Genomic DNA, 16,864 nt, shown 5'->3' with positions numbered 1-16,864 from the left:
AATGTTTAGCTTACAGAACTGCTTGTGAAGCCCTAGAGGATGAGTTCAAGTAAATGTTGCACTTATTCTTGCAATTTATCAAAAAGAAAAACCCTGCCAAATTAATTTTTGGTAGGGTTTTTGGTAGGAAACTAAATTAATTTATCAGTTTCTAAAATGTGTTCACGATTCTAAAAGGCTGATACTATAGTATTCCGAATTCTAATTGGTATATGCCTCTTATTTAAGAGTAACTGAAGCTCCAGCTTCTTCCAATTTAGCTTTAAGTTCTTCAGCTTCAGCTGCAGCAACACCTTCTTTGATAACGCCAGGTGCACCATCAACAAGTTCTTTAGCTTCTTTAAGACCAAGACCAGTGATTTCACGTACAACTTTGATAACGCCGACTTTCTTGTCGCCTGCAGATGTCAATTCGATATCGAATGAATCTTTAGCAGCACCTGCGTCAGCAGCACCAGCTGCAGCAACAGCTACAGGAGCAGCTGCAGTTACACCAAATTCTTCTTCGATAGCTTTTACAAGGTCGTTCAATTCAAGGATTGAAGCTTCTTTAATTTCAGCAATAATGTTTTCAATGTTCAATGCCATTGTTATTTCCTCCAAATAAGTTTTAATTTTATGTTTTATTTTTTTGTAGCTAGGCTACGCTGCGTAGCTTAAGATTAAGCTGCGTCTTCTTTGTTGTCTGCAACCGCTTTGACTGCAAGAGCAACGTTGCGCACTGGCGCTTGAAGTACAGAAAGGAGCATAGAAAGAAGTCCTTCGCGGTTTGGAAGAGTTGCAAGTGCAAGAATCTCTTCTTTAGATGCGACAGCGCCTTCGATTGCACCACCTTTAATTTCAAGTGCTTCAGCGTCTTTTGCAAAATCGTTCAAGATTTTCGCAGGTGCGATAACATCTTCGTTAGAAAATGCTACTGCAGAAGGTCCAACGAATACAGATGCAAGATCTTCAAGACCAGCTTTTTCAGCTGCACGACGCAAGATTGAGTTTTTGATAACTTTAAACTCAACTTCGCTTCCGCGAAGGTTGCGACGGAGAACTGTATCTTGCTCAACTGTCAAACCGCGAGAATCTACAACGACGATTGATGCAGCAGCTTTCATTTTTTCAGCTACTACGTCAACTAGTTCCGCTTTTTTAGCAATAATTGCTTCACTACTCATTAGTGTGTTCACCTCCGTAATTATTTTGCTTGGGGAATTTTTCCAAAAGAAAAACGCGCCCAAACCTAGACACGAAAGTACAATACGCTTCTTTTAATTGATACGTTTTGTCCTCGGTAGGATTTTTATGAGTCGAGCTCCCCTACTGTCTTAGGCAGTTTTTTCAAACCGTAAATTAGTTTATCACATATAAAAAAAGAATGCAAGTACTTTTGCAAACTTTTTTTATATTTTTTAGTCGTTGTAAAGACTCTTGATATTATTCAACCAAGCATAGGCTAGTCCCATTAGGACTCCTCCTCCTACCCAGTTAGCAAAGAAGGTAACACCATAGTGACGTAAAATATTTAAAAATTCAAAATGTGGCAATTGGCTAGATACTGAATTAAAGCTTAATAATGAGAAAGAAGCAAAATTAGCCGCCAAGTGTTCATTGGTCATAAAGACAAACATATAAATAGCAGATAGGGCTAAGAGCACCTTCGCTGTTTCATCTTTGAAATATAGATAAGAAAGAATAGCAATATTTACAAAGATATTGGCAATGACACCTTCAAAGAAGACCACTTGATTGCTCCGTTGGAGTTTATTTTCTGCCACAGTGGCTAGGAATCCTTTTGGATCGATATGAGCAAAGGCTGTGGTTTGATTAAACAGAAAAGCTACGATTAAAGCACCAATTAAATTAAAGAAGGTACAATAAAGTAAAATCTCCAAAGCTTTCTTCCAATGAATTTTCTTTAGATAGGTTCCCGCCGTCAAATACATCATATTTGAGGTGGTTAATTCCGCATTTAAGAATAAGAGGTAAACAAGCCCCCAGGCAAAGATGAATGGAAAAAGAAAACGACCCGATCCAGGCACAAATGTATTTAATAAGTCAGCTGCAACAGCTCCGACCGCCGTACTTAAAGTAAGAAATCCTCCAGCAAAAATAGAGCGAACTGCATAGCGAGTTTTAGATTTCTGATAAAGATCCTCTTTCTTATTACATGCCGCTCCCACTTTTTGAATAAAATTAGATTCAGGCATAATATTCTCCTTATATGATGTTTGTGAACAAAATCATTATATCATAGATAGAAATTTTTGAAAAGGCTTTCAAGAAGAATTCTTAAATTTCAAAATATATACGGTTTAAATCATACACAAAGAAATAATAAAAAAACAGGCATTTGCCTGCTTTTCTTTTTTAATAGTTTAAACGGTTTGCCCAAGCGATATCCAAATTCAAGATTTCTTGTGAAGTGAACTGTTGGCGATATGGATTGTATACCGAACCAGTGATACCACCCTGAACATTTGGTGAATCATACTGAGTCAAATTATAGGTTTCAATGATGTTATTGAGTTTTGCATAGTAGCTTGTGTCTGTCGCATAAACACCTGTCAAAGCTGCTGTTGCATCTTGGTAACTAGAGGTGTTGCTCTTCCACGCACCTGCAAAATGTCCTTGTTTCAATACAGCTACGTAGTCTTGCAATGATTCGTAGTAAGATGGGTAAGAACGGAAAGCATCATTAATCGTATAGGCATTTCCAGCACCATCATCTTCCCAAGTTTGCATCACTGCAGATTGCCCAGCATAACTTCCTTTAATCCCAAAAAGGTTGTAATGCGGATAAGAAGCCAAACCAGACTGTCCTGATCCACTTTCCAAGATCGCTTGTGCAATCATAACGGAAGCATAAAGATCATTCTCTTGACCAAGCTGACGAGCTGACTCCCCAATTTGTGAGATGAAAGCTTCAGTTGGGTCTGAGTATGCTTGGTAAGTTCCATCATTAGCACCAACTGATGTAACGTGCTCGCTCATAGCAGCAACAAATGTCCCCGCTGCTAATACAGAAACGAACAAACCAAATAATTTCGTTTTATTCCGTATTTTCTTTTTCATAATACAATTTATCTCCAATTAATTTTTTATCATCTTTTATCTTTATAGAGATTATACCATATAAATAGAAGAAAACAAAGGTACTTATATTACACTTGTATTACAATTGCGAGATAAATCCAAAACAAAAATGACATTTTCATGTCATTTCAATTTATTTCGTAAAACGCATTTTCCAAAATAGCATTCCATGACTTCTCTAGTCCTTCCCGAGTTATAGAAGAAAAGACGATAAACGTGTCGGCTGGATCAAAATCTAGTTTTTTCTTGATGATCGATTCGTGTTTGTTCCATTTTCCACGTGGAATCTTATCTGCCTTGGTAGCAACTAAAATCACAGGGATCTCATAATATTTTAAGAACTCATACATCTGAATATCATCTGCAGAAGGTTCATGACGAAAATCGACCAGGCTAACGACTGCTTTTAAGTTCTCACGACTAGTGAGATATTCTTCAATCATCCGTCCCCACTTCTCGCGTTCCTTTTTAGAGACACGTGCGTAACCATAACCAGGTACGTCTACCAAACGGAGTTTATCATCGATATTGAAGAAATTTAGCAATTGGGTTTTTCCTGGTTTCCCAGATGTTCTGGCCAGGTTTTTTCGATTTAAGAGAGTATTAATAAAAGAAGACTTGCCGACATTTGATCGACCGGCAAGTGCAACTTCTGGAATCTCATCTTGAGGATAATGACTCTTATTTGCAGCGCTTAAGAGGATATCCGCATTATGTGTGTTAATTTCCATATTTTATCTTTCTAGGCTGTTTCAAGAATTGGTTTTTCAGTTCCATCTACAGCTTCTTTTGTGATTCGAACAAGTTTGATATCTTCTTGACTTGGAATTTCAAACATGACATCCATCATGGTTTCTTCGATAATCGAGCGAAGTCCACGAGCTCCTGTTTTTCTTTCGATGGCTTTATTGGCAATCTCTTGAAGAGCTTCGTCATCGAATTCCAATTCAACATTGTCATAAGAGAGCAAGGTTTGGTATTGTTTTACCAAGGCATTGCGTGGCTCTTTCAAGATACGGACAAGGTCGTCAACTGTCAATTGCTCAAGAGCGGCAAAGACTGGAAGACGTCCGATCAATTCTGGGATAATCCCGAATTTTTGAATATCTTCTGCAACGATTTCTTGCATGTAAGAGCTTGATTCATCAATGGCTTTATTGTTCTTACCGAAACCGATGACTTTTTCACCGAGACGTTGCTTAACAATTTCTTCGATCCCATCAAAAGCCCCACCTACGATAAAGAGGATGTTCTTGGTATCCACTTGGATCATCTCTTGTTGAGGGTGTTTACGTCCCCCTTGAGGTGGTACACTAGCGACGGTTCCCTCGATAATCTTCAAGAGAGCTTGTTGTACCCCTTCACCAGAAACGTCACGTGTGATCGAGACATTTTCACTTTTCTTAGCGATCTTATCAATTTCATCGACGTAGATAATGCCTCGTTCTGCACGCTCGATGTTGAAATCAGCTGCCTGAAGAAGTTTCAAGAGAATGTTTTCAACGTCTTCACCCACATAACCGGCTTCAGTTAAAGCTGTTGCATCTGCAATAGCAAATGGAACATTGAGGCTACGAGCCAAGGTTTGGGCCAAGAAGGTCTTTCCTGAACCAGTAGGTCCAATCATGAGGATGTTTGATTTTTGCAATTCAACATCCGTCTCATCTTCGCGTGTATCGTGGAAGTTAATGCGTTTGTAGTGGTTGTATACCGCTACTGCAAGGGCACGTTTAGCCCGATCTTGACCGATGACATAGTGGTTCAAGATATTAAGCAATTCAATTGGTTTTGGAACTTCGCTAAGGTCAGCAAGTACTTCTTCAGCAAGCTCCTCCCGGATGATTTCTTGAGCTAACTCTACACATTCATTACAGATAAACGCATTGTTCCCTGCAATGATTTTTTGGACTTCATCTTGGCTCTTTCCGCAAAATGAACAATAAACCATCATATCATTATTTTGATTCGTTGGCATGTATTTCCTCTTTCTGTCATTTTCTGTTTCTATTTAGTTTAAAATAAGGTCATGTAAAAGGCGTGAATAGAATTTACAAGATTGGTAAAAGCATTTAGTAAGAATAAAATAGCGAGGCCAAACCGTTTTTTACGAAAGGTTTGTAAGGCGCAAATCAAACAGATGACACATAGGACAGCTGTAAAAAAACCAAAGACACTTCGCTCCATTAGTCTAAATCCTTTCTCTTATAATAGTTGACCGTAAAATCATATGGGTTCTTCTCATCTTTCGGATGATGGACTTGACAAACTCTTTCATAGTGGCCCTCTTCAAATTTTGGTGCCAATGTATCTCCATCAATCGTTGCATGAATCATGGTCTGGATCAACTCTTCTAACTGGTCAGAGAAGAGCCTTAAAATCTGACTACCCCCTATAATGTAAAGATTCTTCTCTTGGTTCTGGTACCACTCCAAGACTTCTTCTTTGCTATGCATGACGAGTACAGCATCATTTTCAGGATCATAATCCTGATCTTGCGTTAAGATAATGCTAGTACGACCTGGTAGAACCCGTTTTTTCATACCATCAAAGGTCACTCTTCCCATAAGAATTGCTTGTCCTATGGTCGTTTCTTTGAAATGCTGAAGCTCAGCTGGAAGATGCCAAGGCATGACTTGGTCCTTTCCAATAATGCCATTTTCAGTTTGAGCCCAGATACCAATTATCTTTTTCATTCTCTTATCCTTTACACTGATACTTCTATTTTATCAAAATTTCTTATAAAAGACTGATTTCAACTATCTAGTTTGGAGGATATTTTTCAAATACAAACAGAAAAAACCGCGAGATTTTCGCGGTTTTTCTTAGCCACAAGTTAGCTTAGTCTTCTTTTTTGCGTTTTGCAAATCCGAATAATGACAGACCTGCTAAAGCGCTAAAGATTGCAAGACCAGCAGTAGAAGATTCTTTTGTTCCTGTGTTTGGAAGTTGTGCAGTAGGATTTTGTGGATCGATATACTTCACTTCTTCTTTCGTTTCTGGAACGACAGGAATCATTGGTTCTTCAGGTTTTGGTTGTGGAGTAGGTTGTGGTTGTGGACTAGGCTGTGGCTGTGGTGTCGGAGTTGGATCCGGCGTTGGAGTTGGTGTCACAGTTTTCTTGTAGATATGTTGAATGTTTCCATCTTTATCTACAACAGTCTTCACAAAGTCATAACCTGGGATATCTTTCTTCGGTTGTTCCCCATCTTCTGTTGGGTTACCTGGGATTGGATCCCCATTTTCGTCTACATATGAAGTCTTAACTTGTTCATAGACATGTTCGGTATCACCATTAGGCAATTTCTTCGTTTCCACAAAGCGGTAACCTGGAATTTCAGCTTTTGGCTCTTCTCCATCAACTGTAGGATATCCTGGGATTTCCTTACCTTCTTTATCAACAAACTTAGTGATTGGAAGAACAGTTGGTGTGTATGTTGCGGAAGCTTTTGTTCCGTTCACATCTTCACGAACTACTGTCACTGCTGGTGCAGTACCGGTAAATTCAGGTTCTGGAGTGAAGGTTACTGTTCCGTCTGCTGCCACTGTGTAAGTACCAACACCTGGAATGGTCTTCGTAGTTGATCCATCTTCAAAGGTTGCTGGAACTTTATCATTCATTGGAACACGGCTATCACCTTCTGTGAAGACTGGTTTACCTGTTTGAGTAGCACCCTTCTTACCAATTGAAGTAACTGGTTCTGCTGTTGGAGCAACTGGTGTAACTGTTGGTGTGTATGTTGCAGTAACTGGAGTACCGTTCTTATCCACACGTTTCACTGTTACGCCTGTACCTGTTCCAGTGAATGATTTTTCTGGGACGAAGGTTACAGTTCCATCTGGAGCAACAGTGTAGGTTCCTTCACCTGGAATAACTTTAGTTGTTGAACCATCTTCAAAGGTTGCTGGTACATCATCATCCATTGGTACACTTGGGTTACCTGGCGTGAAGCTTGGTTTACCTGTTTGTGTTTGACCTTGAATGTCTGTAGATGTTGCAGGATCAGCAGTTGGTACAACTGGAGTGATCTTCGGTGTGTAAGTTGTTTCAGCAACTGTTCCGTTTGTATCTTTAGCTTGAACCTTAACTGGAACCACATCACCTGAGTACGATTTATCCGTTGGTGTGAAGGTCACAACACCTGTTTCTTTATCAACGGTGAAGGTACCGATCACATCACCTGCTGGTGATTTCGCATCTACTGATGCTGCTGGTTGACCATTTTCGTCAAGAAGGGTAATGGTATCCTTATCGATTGGGGCAACAGGATCACCTTCTGTGAAGGTTACAGTTCCAGTTTGAACAACACCTTGAGGTCCAGTAGATTCAGCTGGTGTTGCAGTTGGAGTTACTGGTGTCACAGTTGGTGTGTACTTAGCAGTAACTGGAGTACCATTCTTATCGACACGTTTAACTGTTACGCCTGTGCCTTCTCCAGTGAATGATTTTTCTGGAACAAATGTTACGGTTCCGTCTGGAGCAACAGTATATGTTCCTTCACCTGGAATGGTCTTCGTAGTTGAGCCATCTTCAAATGTTGCAGGTGTATCATCATCCATAGGAACATTTGGATTACCTGGTGTGAAGGTTGGTGTACCTGATTGCGTTTGACCTTGTTTGCCAGTAGATGTTGTATCTTCTGCAGTTGGGGTAACTGGTGTTACGGTTGGTGTATAAGTTGCAGAAGCTTTTGTTCCGTTCTTATCTTCACGAACCACTGTTACAGCTGGTGCAGTTCCGACGAATGATTTTTCTGGGACGAATGTAACTGTTCCATCTGCTGCTACTGTGTAAGTACCAACACCGTCTACAGTCTTCGTAGTTGAACCATCATCGAAAGTTGCAGGTACATCATCGTTCATTGGTACACGGCTATCGCCTTCAGTAAATTTAGGCTTACCTGTTTGAGTTGCACCTTGGATATCTGTAGATTTTGCTGGCTCAGCTGTTGGGGTTACTGGTGTCACAGTTGGTGTGTACTTAGCTGTGATTTCAGTACCGTTCTTATCCACACGTTTCACTGTTACGCCTGTAGCAGTTCCAGTGAATGATTTTTCAGGAACGAAAGTTACAGTTCCATCTGGAGAAACAGTATAAGTTCCTTCACCAGGAATGGTCTTCGTAGTTGAGCCATCTTCGAAGGTCGCTGGTGTATCTTCATCGATTGGAACATTTGGATTTCCTTCGGTGAAGGTTGGTTTACCAGATTGTGTTTGACCTTGGACATCTGTAGATGTTGCATCTTCAGAAGTTGGGACAACTGGAGTAATCTTCGGTGTATAAGTTGTTTCTACTGTAGTTCCATTTGTATCAGCTGCTTGAACCTTAACTGGGACAACATCACCTGAGTACGATTTATCCGTTGGTGTGAAGGTGACAACACCTGTAGTCTTATCAACGGTGAAGGTACCGATTACGTCACCTGATGGGGATTTCGCTTCTACTGATGCTGCTGGTTGACCATTTTCATCAAGAAGAGTAATAGAATCCTTGTTAATTGGAGCTACCTCATCACCTTCTGTGAAGGTTACAGTTCCAGTTTGAACAAGACCTTGAGGTGCTTCTGATTCAGCTGGAGTTGCTGTTGGTGTTACTGGAGTTACTGTCGGTGTGTACTTAGCTGTGGCTGGAGTACCGTTCTTATCGACACGCTTAACAGTGACACCCGTTCCTACTCCCGTGAATGATTTTTCTGGAACGAAGGTGACTGTGCCATCCGGTGCTACTGTGTATGTTCCTTCACCTGGAATAGTCTTAGTAATTGATCCATCTTCAAAGGTTGCTGGAATCGTGTCATCCATTGGCACATCTGGATTTCCAGGTGTGAAGGTTGGAGTACCTGATTGAGTTTGACCTTGTTTGTCCGTTGACGTTGCAGGTTCTGCAGTTGGTACGACTGGAGTTACAGTTGGTGTATACTTAGCTGTAGCTGGAGTACCGTTCTTATCGACACGTTTAACAGTTACCCCTGTTCCTGTTCCTGTGAATGATTTCTCAGGAACGAAGGTGACTGTGCCATCTGGAGCTACTGTGTAAGTTCCTTCACCTGGAATCGTCTTGGTAGTTGATCCATCTTCAAATGTTGCTGGCACGTCATCATCCATTGGGACACTTGGGTTTCCTTCGGTGAAGGTTGGTTTACCTGTTTGTGTCTTACCTTGAATATCAGTAGATGTTGCAGGTTCCGCAGTTGGAATTACTGGAGTAATCTTAGGTGTGTACGTTGTTTCAGCTGGTGTGCCATTTGTATCTTTGGCTTGAACCTTAACTGGAACGACTTCACCTGAGTATGATTTATCCGTTGGTGTGAAGGTGACAACACCTGTTGTTTGATCAACTGTGTAAGTACCGATCTCTTTACCTTCTGGTGATTTCGCAACTACTGAAGCTGCTGGTTGACCATTTTCATCAAGAAGGGTAATGGTATCCTTATCGATTGGGGCAACTGGATCACCTTCTGTGAAGGTTACAGTTCCAGTTTGAACCACACCTTGAGGTGCTTCTGATGTAGCTGGTGTTGCGGTTGGAATAACTGGAGTTACAGTTGGTGTGTACTTAGCAGTTGCTGGAGTACCGTTCTTATCCACACGTTTAACAGTTACGCCTGTTCCCACTCCTGTGAATGATTTTTCTGGAACAAAGGTTACAGTTCCGTCTGGTGCTACTGTGTATGTTCCTTCACCTGGAATGGTCTTGGTAGTTGATCCATCTTCAAATGTCGCTGGAACCGTGTCATCCATTGGAACATTAGGATTACCTGCAGTAAAGGCAGGTGTGCCTGTTTGGGTTTGGCCTTGTTTGTCCGTTGAAGTTGCAGGTTCTGCAGTTGGTACGACTGGAGTTACAGTTGGTGTATACTTAGCTGTGGCTGGTGTACCGTTCTTATCGACACGCTTAACAGTTACGCCTTCAGGTGTTCCAACATAAGTAGGAAGTGGCTTGAATGTAACCGTTCCGTCTGGAGCTACTGTATAAGTACCTACGCCATCGACTGTCTTCGTCGTTGATCCGTCTTCAAAGGTTGCAGGAACGGTATCGTCCATTGGTACACGGCTATCGCCTTCAGTAAAGACTGGCTTACCTGTTTGAGTGGCACCTTGGATATCTGTAGAAGTTACCGGAGTACCTGTCGGTTTCACTGGTGTCACAGTTGGTGTGTAAGTCGCTTGAGCCTTGGTTCCGTTCATGTCTTCACGCACAACAGTTACTGCTGGTGCAGTTCCGATGAATGATTTTTCTGGAACGAAGGTGACTGTACCATCTGCTGCTACTGTGTAAGTACCTACATTTGGAATTGTCTTAGTTTTTGTACCATCATCGAAGGTTGCTGGGACAGCTTCATTGATCGCTACTGTCTTCTCAACGCCGTCAACGTTTACCGTTCCACCTTGGAATTCCGGTTTACCTGTTTGAGTGGCACCTTGAATATCAGTGGTTTCAGCTGGCGTTGCTGTTGGAGTTACAGGGACAATCTCTGGTGTGTAAGTTGTATCAACCTTGATTCCGTTTGAGCTTTCAGCTTGAACTTTCACTGGTGTAACTGCACCGGTATAGGATTTATCAGTTGGTGTGAAGGTGACAACACCTGTTGCTGGATCGATTGAGAAGTTACCAATAACAGTTGTACCATCCGCCGCATAGGCTGGTGTTGTACCAGTTACTTCGTTTCCATCTTTATCCAAGAGTTTGTAGCTATTGTCCTTGATGGTAATAGCCTTATCTTGACCGTTGACTTGAACAGTTGTGCCTGCAAAGGTTGGCGTACCAGTTTGCGTAGCACCTTGGATGTCCTTAGATGTAGCAGGTTGTGCAGTTGGTTTAGCAGCCACTACGGTTGGTGTGTAAGTTGCATCAGATGTGATCGTTGCAGTCTTACCTTTTTCGTTGGTGATGGTTGCAGTTGCTTGAACTGTAACACCAGTTGCAGTTCCGACAAAGTCTTTTTCAGGTGTGAAGGTTACAGCACCTGTAGTAGGATCAATGGTGTAAGATCCTTCTCCTGCTACGGTTACAGTTGTTGCATCAGTTGGTTGACCAGTCGCTGGATCCACCAATTTCTTGCTGGTGATTTGAGCTGTCTTATCATTGCTCAAATCGAAAGTTGGCGTTTGAGTTTGAGGAACATTTTGAATGTCTTCAGAAACCTTGTTTGTAGGGGTCACTGTAATCGGGGTGACAGTTGGTGTGTACTTAGCTGTCGCTGTCTTAACGTACTCATCACGAATCGTGCCATCTTTATCTCGTCCAACTGGCGCAGAAAGTGAAACCGTTACGCCATTTGCAGTTCCTGTAAATCCAGGTTCTGGAACGAAGGTCACTTGACCAGTCGTATCATCGATAGTGTAAGTTCCTTCTCCTGCTACCGTAACAGAAAGCGCATTTGTCGGTTGACCAGTTGCTGGGTCTACCAATTTAGCAGGATATAGCGCACTTGGAGTGATAGCAACCTTATTACCATCTAAGTTAGTTCCTACTACGTTAAAGGTTGGTGTACCGGTTTGAGTTGCTCCTTGTACATCTGTTGAAGTTTTATTTTCGCCTTCGATGTCTTTTGGAGTCACCGTTGGGATGTACAGACCGTCCATGGTATTGATGGCTGTATCGACATTGGCTTCATTGTCTGGGAATTTCGTTGACCAACCAGTGTCATAACCATTGGTATCTGTCCGACGGATTGAAATACCATCTGCAGTTCCTAGGAAGTGGTCTTCTGGGATGAATTCCACATCCACTGAAGTTCCGTTTGGCGTGATCTTGTATTTCCCTTGACCAGCCACAGCATAGTAACCATCTGCACCAGGTGTCACGACTTGACCTGTACGGTTGTCCACCATCTGCGGAGCTACTGTTTCGTCAATCTGAGCCTTATCTGTCAGACTATACTTATAGAGACCACGAGCCGTAAAGGCTACAGTAGCAGTTTGTTTTTCAAATTGAGGGCCAGTTGTTTCTTTGAATTCTCCTTTAGGTGGGTGAGTAACCTGAGTTCTGAAGTCTTCGACTTCCCCTGAGAATGCCATTCCTGTAGGACTTTCAATTTGAGTGGCATCCTTAGCGATCCGGACACGAACACCTAGTTCATTAACACTAGGATCAATGTAAGTCTTACTCTTTGTAAAATGTAGTTCAACCGTTCCATCTTTGGTGATAGTCGCCAAATCTGAGCGTTCGTCTTCATCAAAGGTACCGTTTTGGTTAAAGTCAATCCAACCATAAATATTGGCTTGAGGCGCCCCGTCTGTATGAGCTTCAACAGAAATTGTATAATTGCCTGGTTTGGTACGATCCATCTTGATCATCTCATTGGTTGTCCCTTTGAGGTCAGCTGGGAGCAATTGATCAACTCCTTCGTCTGCAGTCGTCGCCTTGTCATCCCCAAACCAATCAAGAGTGTTGTTTTCATCCATATCTGGGCTCAAGTGACCGAGATATGGTTGGCTGACATCTTTACCGGTCACTCCATCAACCGTTGCGATAGAATGGATCGCCTTCCCATAAGAAGCTGGTGCATCTCCTTCGTCAAGTGGGAAGAAGCCAAGCATAGCGGACTGTTTCCCACCTGAAGCAATGTAAAGACCAATCTCAGAAGCCCCCCTAGTCATAACAAGAGGAACATCCACATCAGCATCAGAAATGTTTGGTCCGAAGACTCCTGTTCCGAGACCTCCAGTTGTTAAATCGGCACTTCCAAAGTACTTCCAAGCAACCGCTTTTTTATCTGGCCCCACTTGAGTTGAACGTCGAAGTTGGTCAAGGTTGACCCTATTGAAATTCATGCCATTTATATTAGTGGAAGGGTTCGAACCAAATAAATTGTCTGTATTTTGTGGAATATAGGTTACATTATATCTTTTGTTCCATTTTTTCCATTCCCCTATATGTTGCCATCCTTCACCATTTGTGGTAAAAAGGACCAACTCACCGATGCTAGCAGACTCACCATCCGCCATGACAATGGCAGGTTTGACCACTTTCCCACGGAAGGTAGCGGAAACTTCAAATTGGACCCCAATGTTCCCACCATTTAATTCTGAACTAATAGTAGTTTTCTTTGTCCCAGTGTCAATACCTTCATATTTAATTTGAGTCCAATTGTTTTGAGGCTCAGCAATAACCTTGGCTTCATGACCAGCGTTCAATTCTGCAAGTGATTTTCTATCAGTAGTCCCACTCACATAACCATTTCTAGCATTTGGATCATAGGTCGCTTTTTCTGCTTCAGTTGCTCCTCGCTCTTCAAGGCGTTTTTTATAAAGTTCTGTCGCTTGGAAAGGCTTCAAAGATTTAACTTTGATGGTGACAACATAACCCGGCATGATTTCTTTGGTGTAAGTTGCGCCAACTTGGAGAGCAAGTTGGCCATCTGATGTTGTCGTAGCCCCAGTCCAGTTGGCTGTATCGCCAAAGTCCAACCAAGAGATTTGGCTGGCCAAGTCTTTAGCATTGATATTTGTTGTGAAACCTGGTTTTGCTTCTTTCGGAGTTGCAGTAGCATCTTGGACATCATCTGCGATGAGGTTTGGATCGTTTGGATCTCCGATAGAACGACGGCTACGACGTTTAGCAGAAGTTTGTGCTGTCTCTTCAGTGGCTTGTGTATTGTTTGTTGGTACACCTTGTCCAGCTGAAAGAGTTGGTACTTCCTTCTTATCTGCACTTGTTGCAGTTGCTTCTGTTGCCTTGTCTTCTGGCTTAACTACTTCTAGGCTTGGTGCAGTTGATGTTGCTGGTGCCGTTGAGGCAGCGGATGCTGCTGTACTCGTGCTTGAAGCGGAACTTGTAGACGCTGCAGCACTTGTAGACGCTGGTGCAGTGATTGCTGCGTTTGCATCATAAGTCGATGTAGCTGGTGCAGTTGATGTTGCTGACGTTGCTGTAGCTGTAGATGCTTCAGGTGCCTCTGATACTGGCGCAACAGCTGCTACACTTTCACTTGTCGTAGTTGTCTTTTCTTCAGCGGCTGCACTTGCAGCGGTTCCCACCATCACAAGCGTTCCCAAAAGTACTGAGCAAACACCCACATTCAATTTACGAATTGAGAATCTGCTAATACGATCATTAAATAAGTCTTTCCCCATTTAATGTACCTCCATATTTATCTATAAATTAACATTCTTTTTAAAATTGTTTAGTTTTTTTCCAAACCTTATCTATTTTAACAAAACCCGAACGATATTCAAAATGTTTTGACTCAAAAATGAGTAAAAATTTTTAGCTGAAATAATTTTAAATTTAAAACGATTTTACCCGTAAATACAGGCATCAAAAAACCTTGATTTATCACTAAATCGCGAGTTCAAACTTTAACTGTGGCTTCACTGGATCATAATCTACCAGTTCAAAATCTTCCGGTTTGATATCAAAGAAATTCGTCCCATCTGGCACGTTCAAGACCAGGTGTGGCTGGCAATTTGAAGGCTCTCGTCGGAGCAATTCTTCTGCTTGCTCAAATTGGTTATCATAAATATGAAGGTTGTTAATGAAATAAAAGAACTTGCCGACCTTCCAGCCGAAGTGTTTGGCGATCATCATCTGAAGGGCTACATACTGCATGGCATTGATATGGTGGGCCACCAGCATATCATTGGAACGCTGGGTCAGAGTCGCATCCAGATAGATCTCCCCGTCCACGCGCCGCACGTCCAGCATGGTTTGAAAGGCACATGGCAAGAGACCATCGGTTTCTTCAAAGGCTTCATAATCCCAGAGCGAGATGATATTGCGACGATTCCATGGGTTGGCTTCTAATTGCTTAAGGATCTTGTGTATGATGTCATGCTTCTTGACCACTGCTCCATAACGTTGTCCAATCGTCCGGCTATCTCCTACTTCCCAGTCATTCCAGTAGTGGACATTATACTTGTCTTCTAACAGGTCTAAGCTATTCGACTGATCCTGGTAGATCCAAAGCATCTCTTTGATGGCTGATTTAATCGCGATGGGACGCAGGGTCGTGATCGGAAACTCGCCTTTGGCGAGATCAAACTCCATAAAAGCACCAGTGATGTATTTAGAATTTGCCGTTCTGCCATCCTTGTACTTGGGACGGGCTTGCTCCGACCAGACCCCTTCTTCCATGATTTTTCGAATGTTTTCCTTAAATATAGTATCTGCTTTTGTCATAAAAACTCCTTGAATCTACTATTGCCTTCATTATATCATAGGTCAAGAAAAAAAGGAGATCCGAGCTTTTGGCTGGACTCCTATTTTTTCTTATTGTAATACAAGTGATGCTGCACCGATGACACCAGCATCATTTCCCAAAGTTGCAAGCGCCAATTGAGTAGATTCACGTACTTGTGGGAATGAGTTTTCTTCGAAGACCTTGCGCACGCCATCCAAGAGGAAGTCTCCAGCAGCAGATACTCCACCACCGATAACGATCTTCGATGGGTTCAAGGTTGAACCAATGTTGGCAATCGCAAGACCTAAATAGCGAGCGAAGTTTTTATAGACGATCAAGGCAAGGGCGTCTCCTTCTTTTGCAAGGTCAAAGACGATCTTGGCTGTCACTTCTTCACCATTGTCAATCAAGGCTTTCAATTGAGAAGTTCCTTCGTAGAGATCCGCATAGCGACGTGTCAAATTGACAATCCCTGTAGCAGAAGCAACGGTTTCTAGACAACCTTTCTTACCACAGGTACATTGTATTGGATCATCAAAATCAACTGTGATGTGGCCAAGCTCTCCAGCCGCACCTTTGATCCCGTGCAAGAGGCGACCTTCAGCGACAATACCGCCACCAACACCGGTACCAAGCGTCATAAAGACAACGTCCGGTTGGTTTTCACCAGCCCCTTTCCAACGTTCACCCAAGGCAGCAACGTTGGCATCATTATCGATGAAGAATGGAATGTGAAGGGCACTTTCGATCTTTTCTTTGACTGGTTGAAGAGTCTTCCAGTTCAAGTTGTAGGCCCCGATAACGGTTCCTTTTTCACGGTCCACCACACCAGGTGAACCCATTCCAATTCCTTGGAATTCAGAAGCATCCAGTTCAAGCATCTTCAAACGATGTGCGATTGATTCAATCATATCGTCTACAATGTGGCTACCTTCATCCAAGATATTTGTTTTAATGGACCATTTTTCTTGCACTTCACCGTCCAAAGTGAGGATGGCGAATTTGATGGAAGTTCCTCCAAGGTCAATCCCAATAATTTTTTTTGACATCTATTACTCCTTTCAACCTGTAAACACTTACACTTCTATTATATCAGACTTTTAGGCAAATGCAAATGTTTGCACATGATTTTTCTTAACTTTTTAACAAGAGGCTGAAGGATTGAAATCCTAGAAGCAGGAAAATCAAACCAATGATATTTAATAGAAAGACACTAATTGATAGCGGACTAACGATTAAGAATAAACCGATAAAGAGCTGAATCAAGGCAAAGAATATATAACGCTTAGATAGTTCTTCAATCTTCCTTGAGTAAAAGTTGGCTTTTCGGAAGTTCAAGATCGAACGGTAGATCAGCCAGATTCCTAAAGTGACTGGAAAAACAATCGGCAAGGTCTTGTAGCCATAGAGCAGTAAGTAGACCGCAAAAACCAAGGCAACCATACTATGAAAGAGCTGTTGTTGCTGAACAACACCTGCCTGTCGCAATCGGTAATAGCGTGAAAAACGCGAAAGGGAGATTAAAAAGAATCCACAGGAAATCAACCAGCTAAATGAGCCGATGTGCTCAATCGGATTGATAAACAAGACAATACCGATAATGGTAAAAATAGTAGCTGAAATCCCAAGGGATATCCGGTTCAATTGATACATAAGGC

General features: G+C 42.1%; 11 protein-coding genes and 1 other annotated feature. All 11 genes read right to left on the bottom strand.

The window, feature by feature from the left end:
• Nucleotides 1-219: 219 nt before the first annotated feature.
• Complete coding sequence (gene rplL / locus JX304_RS07040) at nucleotides 220-588, bottom strand: 50S ribosomal protein L7/L12 (protein ID WP_045759484.1); 369 nt, start codon at nucleotides 586-588, stop codon at nucleotides 220-222.
• 74 nt (nucleotides 589-662) lie between these two features.
• Nucleotides 663-1,166 (bottom strand): 50S ribosomal protein L10, encoded by a 504-nt coding sequence (gene rplJ, locus JX304_RS07035; protein ID WP_205011857.1) that lies wholly within the window; start codon nucleotides 1,164-1,166, stop codon nucleotides 663-665.
• A gap of 38 nt (nucleotides 1,167-1,204) precedes the next feature.
• Nucleotides 1,205-1,339, bottom strand: a sequence feature (ribosomal protein L10 leader region).
• A gap of 61 nt (nucleotides 1,340-1,400) precedes the next feature.
• Nucleotides 1,401-2,198 carry a formate/nitrite transporter family protein gene (locus JX304_RS07030; protein ID WP_205011856.1) on the bottom strand — a complete coding sequence of 266 codons (798 nt, stop codon included), beginning with the start codon at nucleotides 2,196-2,198 and terminating at the stop codon, nucleotides 1,401-1,403.
• A gap of 160 nt (nucleotides 2,199-2,358) precedes the next feature.
• Nucleotides 2,359-3,063, bottom strand: a complete 705-nt coding sequence (locus JX304_RS07025) for a glucosaminidase domain-containing protein (RefSeq protein WP_205011855.1) — start codon at nucleotides 3,061-3,063, stop codon at nucleotides 2,359-2,361.
• A gap of 149 nt (nucleotides 3,064-3,212) precedes the next feature.
• Nucleotides 3,213-3,815: a ribosome biogenesis GTP-binding protein YihA/YsxC gene (gene yihA / locus JX304_RS07020; protein WP_205011854.1), complete on the bottom strand. Its 603-nt coding sequence runs from the start codon at nucleotides 3,813-3,815 to the stop codon at nucleotides 3,213-3,215.
• 11 nt (nucleotides 3,816-3,826) lie between these two features.
• A complete protein-coding gene (gene clpX, locus JX304_RS07015; RefSeq protein WP_205011853.1) occupies nucleotides 3,827-5,059 on the bottom strand; it encodes an ATP-dependent Clp protease ATP-binding subunit ClpX in 1,233 nt (410 codons plus the stop codon).
• A gap of 208 nt (nucleotides 5,060-5,267) precedes the next feature.
• Nucleotides 5,268-5,777, bottom strand: a complete 510-nt coding sequence (locus JX304_RS07010) for a dihydrofolate reductase (protein WP_205011852.1) — start codon at nucleotides 5,775-5,777, stop codon at nucleotides 5,268-5,270.
• Between the two features lie 145 nt (nucleotides 5,778-5,922).
• Nucleotides 5,923-14,160 (bottom strand): GEVED domain-containing protein, encoded by an 8,238-nt coding sequence (locus JX304_RS07005; protein WP_205011851.1) that lies wholly within the window; start codon nucleotides 14,158-14,160, stop codon nucleotides 5,923-5,925.
• Nucleotides 14,161-14,365: 205 nt separating this feature from the next.
• Nucleotides 14,366-15,205, bottom strand: a complete 840-nt coding sequence (locus tag JX304_RS07000) for a thymidylate synthase (RefSeq protein ID WP_200773329.1) — start codon at nucleotides 15,203-15,205, stop codon at nucleotides 14,366-14,368.
• A gap of 90 nt (nucleotides 15,206-15,295) precedes the next feature.
• Nucleotides 15,296-16,255 carry an ROK family glucokinase gene (locus tag JX304_RS06995; RefSeq protein ID WP_205011850.1) on the bottom strand — a complete coding sequence of 320 codons (960 nt, stop codon included), beginning with the start codon at nucleotides 16,253-16,255 and terminating at the stop codon, nucleotides 15,296-15,298.
• Nucleotides 16,256-16,340: 85 nt separating this feature from the next.
• Nucleotides 16,341-16,859, bottom strand: coding sequence for a hypothetical protein (locus tag JX304_RS06990; RefSeq protein WP_205011849.1), 519 nt, complete (start codon nucleotides 16,857-16,859; stop codon nucleotides 16,341-16,343).
• Between the last annotated feature and the right edge of the window lie 5 nt (nucleotides 16,860-16,864).

Origin of the sequence: Streptococcus parasanguinis, from assembly GCF_901875555.1 — a bacterium.
In the GTDB taxonomy this organism is placed as follows: domain Bacteria; phylum Bacillota; class Bacilli; order Lactobacillales; family Streptococcaceae; genus Streptococcus; species Streptococcus parasanguinis_H.
The sequence above is the reverse complement of the archived record's forward strand: the minus strand, read 5'-3'. Positions and strand labels throughout refer to the sequence as shown.

What these genes read in the sequence shown, in the direction of transcription:
- yihA (WP_205011854.1), bottom strand. Translation starts at nt 3,815, where the DNA reads ATGGAAATTAACACACATAATGCGGATATCCTCTTAAGCGCTGCAAAT.
- JX304_RS07030 (WP_205011856.1), bottom strand. Translation starts at nt 2,198, where the DNA reads ATGCCTGAATCTAATTTTATTCAAAAAGTGGGAGCGGCATGTAATAAG.
- JX304_RS06990 (WP_205011849.1), bottom strand. Translation starts at nt 16,859, where the DNA reads ATGTATCAATTGAACCGGATATCCCTTGGGATTTCAGCTACTATTTTT.
- JX304_RS07005 (WP_205011851.1), bottom strand. Translation starts at nt 14,160, where the DNA reads ATGGGGAAAGACTTATTTAATGATCGTATTAGCAGATTCTCAATTCGT.
- JX304_RS07010 (WP_205011852.1), bottom strand. Translation starts at nt 5,777, where the DNA reads ATGAAAAAGATAATTGGTATCTGGGCTCAAACTGAAAATGGCATTATT.
- JX304_RS07000 (WP_200773329.1), bottom strand. Translation starts at nt 15,205, where the DNA reads ATGACAAAAGCAGATACTATATTTAAGGAAAACATTCGAAAAATCATG.
- JX304_RS07025 (WP_205011855.1), bottom strand. Translation starts at nt 3,063, where the DNA reads ATGAAAAAGAAAATACGGAATAAAACGAAATTATTTGGTTTGTTCGTT.
- JX304_RS06995 (WP_205011850.1), bottom strand. Translation starts at nt 16,255, where the DNA reads ATGTCAAAAAAAATTATTGGGATTGACCTTGGAGGAACTTCCATCAAA.
- rplL (WP_045759484.1), bottom strand. Translation starts at nt 588, where the DNA reads ATGGCATTGAACATTGAAAACATTATTGCTGAAATTAAAGAAGCTTCA.
- rplJ (WP_205011857.1), bottom strand. Translation starts at nt 1,166, where the DNA reads ATGAGTAGTGAAGCAATTATTGCTAAAAAAGCGGAACTAGTTGACGTA.
- clpX (WP_205011853.1), bottom strand. Translation starts at nt 5,059, where the DNA reads ATGCCAACGAATCAAAATAATGATATGATGGTTTATTGTTCATTTTGC.